9 protein-coding genes and 1 pseudogene are annotated in these 10,789 nt (G+C 73.8%); 4 read left to right on the forward strand and 6 right to left on the reverse strand.

The window, feature by feature from the left end:
* On the forward strand, nt 1–838 hold an 838-nt coding region (locus tag DLJ47_RS20305; RefSeq protein WP_109901701.1), incomplete at its 5' end, for a (Fe-S)-binding protein.
* Between the two features lie 66 nt (nt 839–904).
* Here the strand turns inward: DLJ47_RS20305 and DLJ47_RS20310 are convergent.
* The 3 genes from DLJ47_RS20310 to DLJ47_RS20320 are packed head-to-tail and all read right to left on the reverse strand — an operon-like array spanning nt 905 to nt 4,376.
* Nucleotides 905–3,178 (reverse strand): FtsX-like permease family protein, encoded by a 2,274-nt coding sequence (locus DLJ47_RS20310; protein WP_199235929.1) that lies wholly within the window; start codon nt 3,176–3,178, stop codon nt 905–907.
* Complete coding sequence (locus DLJ47_RS20315; protein WP_109901689.1) at nt 3,175–3,855, reverse strand: ABC transporter ATP-binding protein; 681 nt, start codon at nt 3,853–3,855, stop codon at nt 3,175–3,177. Before DLJ47_RS20315 ends, DLJ47_RS20310 begins: the two co-directional genes overlap by 4 nt.
* Nucleotides 3,852–4,376 (reverse strand): PadR family transcriptional regulator, encoded by a 525-nt coding sequence (locus DLJ47_RS20320; protein ID WP_109901691.1) that lies wholly within the window; start codon nt 4,374–4,376, stop codon nt 3,852–3,854. The genes DLJ47_RS20315 and DLJ47_RS20320 overlap by 4 nt, the downstream gene beginning before the upstream one ends.
* 145 nt (nt 4,377–4,521) lie before the next feature.
* Here DLJ47_RS20320 and DLJ47_RS20325 point away from each other — a divergent pair, with 145 nt between their 5' ends.
* Nucleotides 4,522–5,097, forward strand: coding sequence for a GNAT family N-acetyltransferase (locus DLJ47_RS20325; RefSeq protein ID WP_109901693.1), 576 nt, complete (start codon nt 4,522–4,524; stop codon nt 5,095–5,097).
* Here the strand turns inward: DLJ47_RS20325 and DLJ47_RS20330 are convergent.
* From DLJ47_RS20330 to DLJ47_RS20340, 3 genes are all read right to left on the reverse strand, one after another.
* Nucleotides 5,068–5,649 carry a TOPRIM nucleotidyl transferase/hydrolase domain-containing protein gene (locus DLJ47_RS20330; RefSeq protein ID WP_109901695.1) on the reverse strand — a complete coding sequence of 194 codons (582 nt, stop codon included), beginning with the start codon at nt 5,647–5,649 and terminating at the stop codon, nt 5,068–5,070. The two genes, DLJ47_RS20325 and DLJ47_RS20330, sit on opposite strands and share 30 nt — an antisense overlap.
* A 133-nt stretch (nt 5,650–5,782) precedes the next feature.
* The gene (locus DLJ47_RS20335) at nt 5,783–7,282 is read right to left on the reverse strand and encodes a chitinase (protein ID WP_109901697.1); all 1,500 of its coding nucleotides are present in this window, start codon (nt 7,280–7,282) and stop codon (nt 5,783–5,785) included.
* Nucleotides 7,283–7,310: 28 nt separating this feature from the next.
* The gene (locus tag DLJ47_RS20340; protein ID WP_109901699.1) at nt 7,311–9,026 is read right to left on the reverse strand and encodes a glycoside hydrolase family 6 protein; all 1,716 of its coding nucleotides are present in this window, start codon (nt 9,024–9,026) and stop codon (nt 7,311–7,313) included.
* A gap of 608 nt (nt 9,027–9,634) precedes the next feature.
* On the opposite strand from DLJ47_RS20340, the gene DLJ47_RS20345 reads away from it, so the two are divergent.
* Complete coding sequence (locus DLJ47_RS20345) at nt 9,635–10,597, forward strand: hypothetical protein (protein ID WP_109901705.1); 963 nt, start codon at nt 9,635–9,637, stop codon at nt 10,595–10,597.
* Between the two features lies 1 nt (nt 10,598).
* Nucleotides 10,599–10,789, forward strand: a pseudogene (locus DLJ47_RS20350) (class F sortase); the annotation flags it as partial.

Here is a 10,789-nt window from a genome sequence, read left to right on the forward strand (position 1 = left end):
CCCCGCCGCACCGGCCACCGCTGGGCCGATGGCCTCCGCACCGGCCACCGCTGGGCCGATGGCCGCCGCACCGGGCAGCGCCCCGCAGTCCGCCGCGGGGGCGAGCGGAAGCACCCCGGCGGCCGCACCCGGGCCGGCCGGGGGCGGGCAGCCGACCGGGCAACTCATGCTGGGCTGCTTCGAGCGGGGGCTCTACCCGGAGGTCAGCCGGGCGGCCCGGTCCCTCGACCCGACACTGGCCGTACCGACGGCGCAGGGCTGCTGCGGGGCGCTGCACGCGCACAACGGCGACCTGGCCGGCGGCGAACGGTTGGCCCGGCGGCTCGGCGAGGAGCTGCCGGGCACCATCGTGACCACCTCCGGCGGCTGCGCCGCACACCTGGCCTCGGTGCTCGGGCCGCAGCGGGTGCGGGAGCTGTCCACCTGGCTGGCGGGCCGCCTGCCCGGGGTCGAGCTGCGGGTGGCCGGCCGGCGGGCCCGGGTCACCCTGCAGGACTCCTGCCACCTGCGCAACGGCCTGGGGGTCTTCGCCGAGCCCCGGGCGCTGCTCCGGCAGGTCGCCGACTACGTGGAGCTGCCCTCGGCGGCCACCTGCTGTGGCGCCGCCGGCACGTACTCGCTGCTGCGGCCGAAGGACTCCCGGCGGATCCTGGACGGCAAGCTCGACGAGATCGAAGCCGCCGGGGTGGACCTGGTGGTGGCGGTGAACCCCGGCTGCCTGCGTCAGCTGCGTACCGGGCTGCGCCGGCGCCGGTCGGCCGTGCGGGCCGTACACCTGGCCGAGCTGCTGGCCGAGGCGGCCGCGCCGGCTCCGCGCCGCCGGCCTGACCGGCCCTGACGGCCGCGCCGGGGCCGGGCGGCCGGACCGCCCCGGCCGGCGGGGGAGCGCCGGCCGGGGTCGAGCTCACTCGGTCCGGATGCCGTCCGGGCGGGTGAGCCGCCGCAGCACGGGCAGGCTGAGCCCGGTGACCAGCAGCACCACCGCCGCGCCGAGGGCGGTGCAGAGGCCGACCACCGGCCAGGCGATCACCACCGGGGCCTGCACCATGCGCAGCAGCACCACGCCGAGCCCCAGCCCGAAGACCACCGCCAGGGCCAGCCCGATCAGCACCGGCACCGCGGTCTGCCAGAGCACCGACCAGCTCAGCGTGCCCGGCCGGGTGCCGACCGCGACCAGCATGGCCAGCAGCCGGCGCCGTTCGCGCAGCTGCTCCAGGATGCCGACGAGCATGCTGGCGGCGATCAGCAGCAGGGTGACCACCGCGCCGACGTAGAGGCCGCGCTGGATGTTGACGAACTTGGTGGCCCGGGTGGTGCCGGTCAGCGTGAGGACGCTGGCGAACAGGTCGCCGCCGGCGGCCGCGTTGCGGACGTGCTCGATCGCGTCCGGCCGTCCGGGGTCGAGCCGCAGGTACGCGTCGGAGCGCAGCGGGCCCAGCCGGGCCGCCCCGACCGCTGCCGGGGTGGCCAGCACGGCCGACTCCTGACGGCCGACCGGGTCCGGCCGGCCGGGAACCTCCCGGGCGGTCCCGGGCACCTGCCAGCTGCCGCCGTCGCCCACCGCCACGGCGGCTCCGGGCCGGATGGCCGGCCGGCCCTCGGCTGCCGGATCCCGGACCAGGAACACGTCGCCGTCGGCGCAGCGGTCCAGCCGGGCGAACTCGGCCAGCGTGGCACAGTCGCCGATCCGCAGGTCGGCGTAGTCGTGCCCGGCGGTGAGCCCGGTGACCAGGGTGGCGTTGCTGGCGCTGACGCCGGGCGCGGTGGCCAGCCGGTCCACCGCGGCGGTGACGTCGGCTCGGGCCGGGAACTGCACCAGCACCTGGGCACGGGACGGGTCCTGCCCGGTCGAGTGGGTGAACTGGTCGGCCACGCCGGCGAAGAGCATCTGCAGTCCGATGGTGCCGGCGACGGCGACCGCGATGCCGTTCACCAGCCGCGCCGAGGCGGCGCTGTCGAGCTGGAGCCGGCGTACCGCCAGTTGCCACGGCACCGGGCCGCCGCGCAGCCGGCGTACCACCAGGTCGGTGAGCCAGGGCAGCAGGGTGACCGTGCCGACCAGCAGCAGCACCGCGCCGGCCGCTGTCTGGTTCTCGGTGCCGGCCGGGGCGACGCCGGCCGTGGCGGCCAGCAGCAGCCCCAGCCCGGCGGCGGGCAGCAGCAGCCGCCACACCAGCCGGCGGCGGACCGGGGTGGCCCGGCGGGTCACCCCGAGCGGTTCGACCACCACGGCGCGCAGCGCCACCATGGCCACCAGCACTGCCAGCGCGGGCACCGCCAGGGCGACCCCGACGACCAGCGGCAGCGGCGGGCGCACGTCGGCCGCGTACACGCTCAGATCCAGCAGCGTGACCAGCGGCACCAGCTGGCGCCCGGCGAGGAAGAACAGCCCACCGACCGCGACGCCGAGCAGCGCGGCGGCGGCGGCCTCGCCGGCGGCGATCCGGCGGATCATGCCGGCGTCCGCGCCGACCAGCCGCAGCGCGGCCAGCCGCCGGTCCCGGCGTTCGCCGCCGAACCGCACGGCCGCGCCGAGGAAGACCGCGATGGGCAGCAGCAGTACGACGAAGATGACCACCACGAGCAGCATCAGCACCGGCCCGAACCCCTCGCCCGGCAGCCCGCCGCCGAACGCGTCCAGCCGGGTCGCGCCCTCGTCGGTCGAGAGCGTGTCGCTGCCCAGGTAGTAGGCCAGCTCGTTCGGCCCGGCCAGGCCCTGAGCGCCGATGGTGCCGGTGACCCGGGCGCCGCCCAGGCGCGGGGCGAGCAGCGCGCCGTCGGGTGAGTCGAGCAGGTCGCGCAGCGCGGGGGAGACCACCACCTCGCCCGGACCGGGCAGCGTGGCCACCCCCGGCGGCACCGGCGCGGCCGGACCCTCGGGACGCAGCACCCGGCCCCGGATCGGCCGGTCGCGGAAGGCGGTGTCGGTCGCCCGGATCAGCAGGGTGTTCGCGGCGGCCGGGAGCTGTGCGCCCAGCCGCAGGTCGTCGCGGGCGTCGCCGCGGGCCTCCCGGGCGTCCAAGGCGTGCGGCACGGCGGCGGCGAGCAGCAGCATCGCCACGCCGATGCCGACGCCGAGCGCGGTCAGCAGCGCGCGCAGCCAGCCGTCCCGGCCACCGGTGAAGGCCATCCGGGCGCCCATCGCGAGGTCGGCCGCGCCGGCACGCAGCCGGGTCACGCCGCGATCTCCAGGTCGCGGGTACGGCCGTCGCGCACCACCACCTCCCGGTCGGAGTACGCGGCCACCCGGGCCTCGTGCGTCACCAGCACCACCGCGGCGCCGGTCTCCCGGGCGGCCCCGGTCAGCAGCCGCATCACCCGTTCGCCGTTGAGTGAGTCCAGCGCCCCGGTCGGCTCGTCGGCGAAGACCACCTGTGGCCGGGTCACCAGCGCACGGGCCACCGCCACCCGCTGACCCTGCCCGCCCGAGACCTCGCCGGGCCGCTTGCCGGCCACCTCGGCGACCTCCAGCCGGTCCAGCCACTCGGCCGCCCGGCGCTCGGCCTCCCGCCGGCCGACGCGGTCCAGCCGCAGCGGCAGCGCCACGTTCTCCAGGCAGGTCAACTCCGGCACCAGCTGGCCGAACTGGAACACGAAGCCGAACGCCGCGCGGCGCAGCGCGCTGCGCTCGGTGTCGGTCAGGGCGCCCAGGTCGCGCCCGGCGAAGAGCACCCGGCCGGAGTCCGGCCGGACGATGCCGGCCAGGCAGTGCAGCAGGGTGGACTTCCCGGAGCCGGACGAGCCCATCACGGCGACCACCTCACCCCGGTCGACCCGCAGGCTGGCGCCGGCCAGGGCCCGGGTCGGCCCGAAACAGCGGTGCAGGTCCTCGGCGACCAGCAGCGGGGCGGTCATGCCCGCACCGCCTTGGCCAGCTCGTCGAGGCGGGCCGCGGTCAGCTCCAGCCAACGCAGGTCGGCCTCCAGATGGAACAGGGCGTGGTCGCAGATCAGCTGCTCGGCGAGGTCGCCATCGCGTTTGCGGCGGGTCAGCTCGCGCATCATCCGCAGGTGCTCGGCGCGCTGCACGTCGAGCAGGTCGGCGGCGCTGCGGCCGGTGAGCAGGGCGAGCACCACCTTGGTGTACAGGGTGCTCTGCAGGTAGGGCTCGGGCTTCTCGGCGCGGGCCAGCCAGCCGGCCACGTCGGTGACGCCAGCGTCGGTGATCGCGTACCGCTTGCGCTCCGGGCCCTCGCCCGGCTCGACGGAATCGACCTCGACCAGGCCGCTGCGCAGCAGCCGGGACAGGGTGGCGTAGACCTGGCCGTAGGCGAGCGGGCGGGCGTGGCCGAAGCGCTCGTCGTAGAGGCGTTTGATGTCGTAGCCGTGCCGGGGGGTGGCCTCCAGGAGGCCGAGGAAGGTCTGTCCGATCGACATGCGGGGGACTATACACACCGCGTATACGCCGAATGTATACACCCGGAAGCTCCCCGCTGTCCGGTTCCGCCGGGGGCGCTCAAGCGGCCGGCTCCGGCCGGCGGCAAGATCAGGGGCGACCTGTCCCGCACGCGACGGAGGTTCCGTGTTCGCCCTGCCCCTCACCGAGGACGCCGAGCTGCGTCCGCTCGACCCGTGGCTGGCCGAGGAGTTCCTGGCCCACCTGGACCGGGCCCGGGAGCACATCGCGCCCTGGGTGTCGCCGTCCTTCGTGGCCACCGACCTGCCCTCGGCCCGTGCCGTCCTGCAGCGCTACGCCGACCGCTGGGCGCGCGACGCCGGCGGCATCTGGGGCATCTGGCAGGCCGGCACTCTGGTCGGCGGGGTCATGTTCGTCTCGTTCGACGTGCCGGTCGGGGTGGCCGAGGCGGGCTGCTGGCTGGAACCGGGCGCCGAGGGGCGCGGCCTGATCAGCCGGGCGGTCACCCGGATCGTCGACTGGGCGGTGCGGGAGCGGGGCATCCAGCGGGTGGAGTGGCGGACCAACGCCGAGAACGCGCGCAGCATCGCGGTCGCCCGCCGGCTCGGCATGCAGCACGACGGAACGCTGCGGCAGGTCTACCCTGGCCCGGCCGGGCGGCGCATCGACATCGAGGTGTGGTCGGTGCTGGCGCCCGAGTGGCGCGGCGGGTCAGACGTGCGCGAGCACCGCGTCCAGTGACCGGGGCACCCGGTCCGGCTCCAGTGCCTCGACCAGCAGCCGCCCGTACGCCTCCTTGCGGCCGGACCGGGTGCCGAGGAACCGGCGCAACTGCGCGGTGACCGGGCGACCCTGCTGCGCCGGCTGGCGCTCGAAGATCTGGAAGGCGCGCAGCTCGCCCTGGGCGGCGAACACCTCCCGGACGCCGGCGGGGCCCACCGCGCGGACGAGTTCGTCCTCCAGGTCGGCGACACAGGCGTGGAAGCCCAGCTCCGCCATGGCCGCCCGGGACAGGCCGGCGCCGAGGCCGGCCCGCTCCAGGCTCCGCCGGACGAAGCCCTCCTCGTTCTCGTCGTAGAGACCGGCCAGCCGCAGGTCGTGCCCGGGTGGGCCGAGCCGGCTGAGGAAGTGGCCGACGTTGGTGACGCCGCCCATCACCACCACGTGCACGCCCTCGGCGGCGAGGTCGCGACCGCGTCGAGCCGCGAGGGCCAGCAGCGCGGCCCGGTCGCTGACCCCCTCGACCAGGACGACGGCGCGGGCGTCGACGGCGGCGCCGAGTTCGATCCGCACGGCACACCTCCAGCTCGGTCCCGGACATCATGCCGGCGACCGCGCCGCACGCCCACCGTAATTCGCCGCGCCGCGCCGCGCCCGCCGCCGCGGCGCTGGACCGCAACCACGGGTGACCCGGCGGAGGCGCCGGTCAGGGCAGCGCCTTCAGGAAGGGGCCGTGGTTCAGCCGGAACTCCCAGTTGTAGTAGCGGTCCCAGTTGATCGACCAGGTCATCAGGCCGCGGAAGTTGGGGTTGGTGCCGCTGCGCGGGGTGTACGACCCGCAGCTCTGGCCGCGTACCAGGCAGGTCACCGCCGCCTGCACCCCGGCCGGGGCGACGTAACCGTTGCCGGCGCTGACCGAGGATGGCGCGCCGAAGGCGACCTGGTCCTCGCGCAGCGGCGGGAAGACGGCGTTGGTGTTGCCGGCCACCGGGAACCCGGCGAGCAGCATGTCGGTCATCGCGATGTGGAAGTCGGCCCCGCCCATCGTGTGGTACTGGTTGTCCAGCCCGACGATCGGTCCGGAGTTGTAGTCCTGCACGTGCAGCACGGTCAGGTCGTCGCGCAGCGCATGGATCACCGGCAGGTACGACCCGGCGCGCGGGTCCTGCCCGCCCCACGGCCCCGGTCCGTAGAACTGGTACCCGAGCTGGACGAAGAACGTCTCCGGAGCCATGGTGAGCACGAAGTTCGCCCCGTACCGCTGCTTCAACGCGCGGATCGCGGAGATCAGGTTGACGATCACCGGCGTGGTGGGGTTACGGAAGTCGGTGTCGCCGGCGTTCAGGTAGAGCGAGTGCCCCTCGAAGTCGATGTCCAGGCCGTTCAGCCCGTACCGGTCGATGATCGCCGAGACGGACCGGACGAAGGTGTCCCGGGCGGCGGTGGTGGTGAGCTGCACCTGACCGTTCTGCCCGCCGATGGAGAGCAACACCTTCTTGCCCTGCTGCTGCTTGGCGCGGATCGCGGCGACGAACTCGGCCTCGCTCTCCACGCCCGGGCAGTCGGCCGGCGGGCAGAGCTGGAAGCGGATGTCGCCGGAGGTCACCGAGGTGGGTTCGCCGAAGGCCAGGTTGACGATGTCCCAGTCGGCCGGCACGTCGGCCATCCGCAGGTAGCCGGAGCCGTTGGCGAAGCTGGCGTGCAGGTAGCCGATCAGCGCGTGCTTGGGCAGCCCGCCGGCGGGCGGCGTGGTGGGCGGCGGCGTGGTCGGTGGCGGGGTCGTCGGCGGTGGCGTGGTCGTCGGCGGTGGCGTGGTGGGTGGCGTGCTGGTGGGCGGCGGCGTGGTCGGCGGGCTGGTCGGGGTGCCGCCGCCGCACGGCGCGCCGTTCAGCGTGCAGTCGGTGGGGGAGCCGGAGCCGGTGGCCAGGAAGCCGAACGAGACCGAGGCGCCGGGCGCGATGGTGCCGTTCCAGGAGCGGTTGGTGAAGGTGTGCCGCTGGCCGGCGCTGCTCACCGTGGCGTCCCAGTACGACCCGAGCGTGGTGCCGGCCGGCAGGGTGAAGGCGACCTGCCAGCCGTTGATCGTGCCGGTGCCCCCGTTGGTGATGGTGTATCTGCCCTCCCAGCCGGTGGCCCAGTCGGCGGTCTTGACGAAGGTGGCGGTCGGGCCGGCGGCCCGGGGGAACCTGCCGCTGGAGCGCCTCACCTACTGCCAGCGGCCGGTGGGCGTCGGCTCAGGAGAGCGGCGGGTAGGCGTTCTGCATGAGCTGAGCGAACTGCGCGGGGAACCAGGCACCGGAGATCGGGGCGTCCGGCAGGGCCCCCGTGGGGTTGTTGCCGTTGCGCTCGTTGCCGCCGTACGTCGGGTCGCACATCCGGTCGAAGCCCTTGCCCTCGTTGTTCGGGATCTCCCGGCTGGAGCCGTCCGACTCACCCGGCGGCTTGACCCAGACGTACGCGTCGATGCCGGGCTCCGGCGCGGCCTTCGGGCGCTCGCCCAGGCCGGCCCCGGACTGGTTGCACCAGTTGCCGGGGTGGATCCGACGGTCCACCCGGCCACCGTTGACGTAGTCGTTGACGTTGGTCATCGGGCCCGGGCCGGTGGGCCGGGCGGAGCCGCCCCAGCCGTTGCGGGAGGTGTCGATCAGCATGCCGATGTTGCTGTCGAAGCCGACCTGGACCAGCTTGTTGCGGAAGGCCTGGGCGAAGGACAGCTCGTCGACGTACTGGTTCCAGTCGATCCAGGTGGACTGCCGCACGGTCTGCCCGTTCACCGTGTCGGTCACCTTGACGTACGGCTCGCGCAGGGCGGAGTAGTTGGCCGTGTTCACGATGAAGCCGTGCACGTTGGCCACCGTGCTGCCGGAGGCGACCGCGGCGCTCTTCAGCATGTCGGCGGTCGGGCCGAAGTTGCTGTCCCAGCCGATCCAGCCGTGGTGCGCGGCGTCGATGTAGTTGTAGACGTTGCCGATCGCGCCCAGCTTGGCCAGCGCGTAGCCGACCCCGTTGACGTACGCGCCGTTGGCCTTCACCGTGTCGCACATCGTGGTGCCGCCGGGCTGCCCGGAGGTGTTGGTCACCAGGTTCGGCAGTGAGTCGATCTCGATGATGTTGATGATCCGCAGGTTGGCGTACTTCGGGTCGCCCTGGATGGCGGCGATCGGGTCGATGTACTCGGCCTTGTACTTCGGCAGTTCGTCCGGGCCGAGCTCACCGTTGGAGGCGAGCGCCGCGCAGTCCCGGCCGGGCAGGTTGTAGATGACGAACTGGATGTAGTTGGCGCCCTGACGCAGCGCCTCGTCCAGGTGGTCGCGTACCCCCATGGCGCCGTTGGAGCTGCTGTCCGGCGTGCCGTTGATGGCGGCGATCCGGTCCAGCCAGACCGCGGTGGGGTTGTTGGAGACCCGGTTGCCGCCGGCGACGGACTCGGCCTTGGCCTTCCACTCCGGGTTCACGTAGCCCCGGGCGTTCAGGTAGGGGTTGTCCACCTTGGTGCCGGGCGGCGGGGTGGTCGGGTTCGTGCCGCCGTTGCAGGTCACCCCGTTCAGGGTGAACGAGGTCGGCTTCGGGTTGCTGCCGCTCCAGGCACCGTTGAAGCCGATGCTCACGGTCGCCCCGCTGGCCAGCGAGCCGTTGTACGACTCGTTCTGTGCGGTGACGTTCTGGCCGGACTGGGCCCACCGGGCCGACCAGCCCTGCTGCACGCGCTGGCCACCGTCGGGGAAGGTGAAGCCGAGCGTCCACCCGTTGAGCGCGTCGCCGATGTTCCTGATGTTGACGGTGGCGGTGAACCCGCCCGGCCAGTCGTTGGTCGTGTACGTCACCGCGCACTGGGTCGCGGCGTGGGCGACGGTGACCGGAAGGGTCACCAGCCCGCCCGCGACCAGGGTGCCCGCGCCGGCGAGCGCGAGGGCCCGGCGTGGGCCGGACATCCTTCTCCACACGTTCATGCCACTGATCTCCTTGGGCGAGACCGGACCCGCGAACGGCCCGGCACGGTGGCCCGATGGGCGTCCTGCGCGGACGGCCGCCGGCGCCAACGGGATTCTTCGGGGGCGCCCGACCCGGACGGGCGGTGGTGGTGGTACGGCGGCCGGCGACGGCCGGCCCGGGCGGGACGTCGTCCGGCGGACCGGTGCCCTCGACTCCTGCCTGCTGCGCGGTGTGGCTCCCCGAACCGCGTGCGCCGATTCTTGCATGGGAGCGCTTCCATGGCAATGCCTCTATGTCTTCACGCACCGGGCCACCGCCGAGCGGGCGCCCAGTGGCCGAGCCGGGCATCGAAGCCGCCGCACGCGGGGCGCGCGACCCGGACGATCCCGCCGAGTCGTCCCGAGCAACGCCGGACGACGCCGAAGGCGTCCGGAGTCGACAACCCCTCGCCGCCCACCAAGCGGCGGCAGAGGCCACGAAAGTCGCTTAGCACCCCTATGACCTGCATCTCTACCAAACTCTTAAACACGAATGTTTCCTCTCATAGCTCGTGAAACGGTCTAACGTCGGTCGTAGCTCGGATGTCGCCGAGCCGAGGACAACAGGGGATGGAGTGACGCAGGTCATGGCTAAGAAGATGCTCGGGAAGGTCGTCGCGGGCGCCGCCCTCGGGGGTGCCTCGCTGCTGGTGTTCACGCCGGCGATCGCGTACGCCGACGGCGGCCACCACGACAAGGACGGCAAGGTCTTCGCCAAGCCGCACGTCGTGAAGCCCGGGGACGAGGTCAAGCTCCTCGAGGTCTGCGACGAACCGCAGAAGCACGCGTTCGTGTGGTCGAAGGTCACCGGCAAGGTCAAGCTCAAGCCGGTCGACGGGCGGGGCGAGGACCACCGTGACTGGCGTGACGGAGGGGAGGACCGTCGCGACGAGCACGGCAAGGACCACGACAAGGGCAAGGACCACGAGGACAAGGGCAAGGACCACGGCTACGGGGACGAGTACGGCCAGGGCGCCGGCGCCGCCGACTCCGGCCGCGAGGAGGACCGCAAGGACTGGAAGGGCGACGAGCACGGCCAGGACGCGGAGCACGGCAGCGACTGGAAGGACCGCGAGGAGTCCGGCCGCGACGGCGACAAGAAGGACCACGACAAGAAGGACCACGGCGACTACGGCGACGAGTCCGGGCGGGGCGACCACGGCTCGGACTGGAAGGACCACGAGGACAAGGGCAAGGACCACGACAAGGGCAAGGACCACGACAAGGGCAAGGACCACGACGACAAGGGCAAGGACCACGACGACCACGGCAAGGGCGAGGACCGCTGGGAGCACAAGCGTGACTTCGTCTACTACGGCGAGGCCAAGGTCGACCGGCACGCCAAGCCGGGCCGCTACAAGCTCGAGGGTTCCTGCGGCAAGGGCGAGCTGGTCGTCCTGCCGCGCGGCGGGGTCGACGGCGGTGACGGCGGCGCCGGCACCGGCACCGACCGCGAGCTGGCCGCCGCGGGGGCGAGCCTGATCGGCGCCTCCGCCCTCGGTGGCATCGTGCTGCTGCGTCGCCGTCGGACCGATGCGTCCTACGCGTGACGTGATGACGACCCGGGCCGGCGGCCGTCACGGGATTCCGTGGCGCGCCGCCGGCGCGGCCGTCGTCGTCCTGCTCGCCATGGTGGGCGCCGGTCTGGTCGGTGCGTCGCTGAAGGGCACGCCCGCTCCCCGCCCGCCCCAGCCGCTGGCCCAGGCGGCGGCCACGCCGAGCGCCAGGCCGTCGTTCGACAC

It is taken from the genome of Micromonospora sp. S4605 (genome assembly GCF_003176715.1).
In the GTDB taxonomy this organism is placed as follows: domain Bacteria; phylum Actinomycetota; class Actinomycetes; order Mycobacteriales; family Micromonosporaceae; genus Micromonospora; species Micromonospora echinaurantiaca.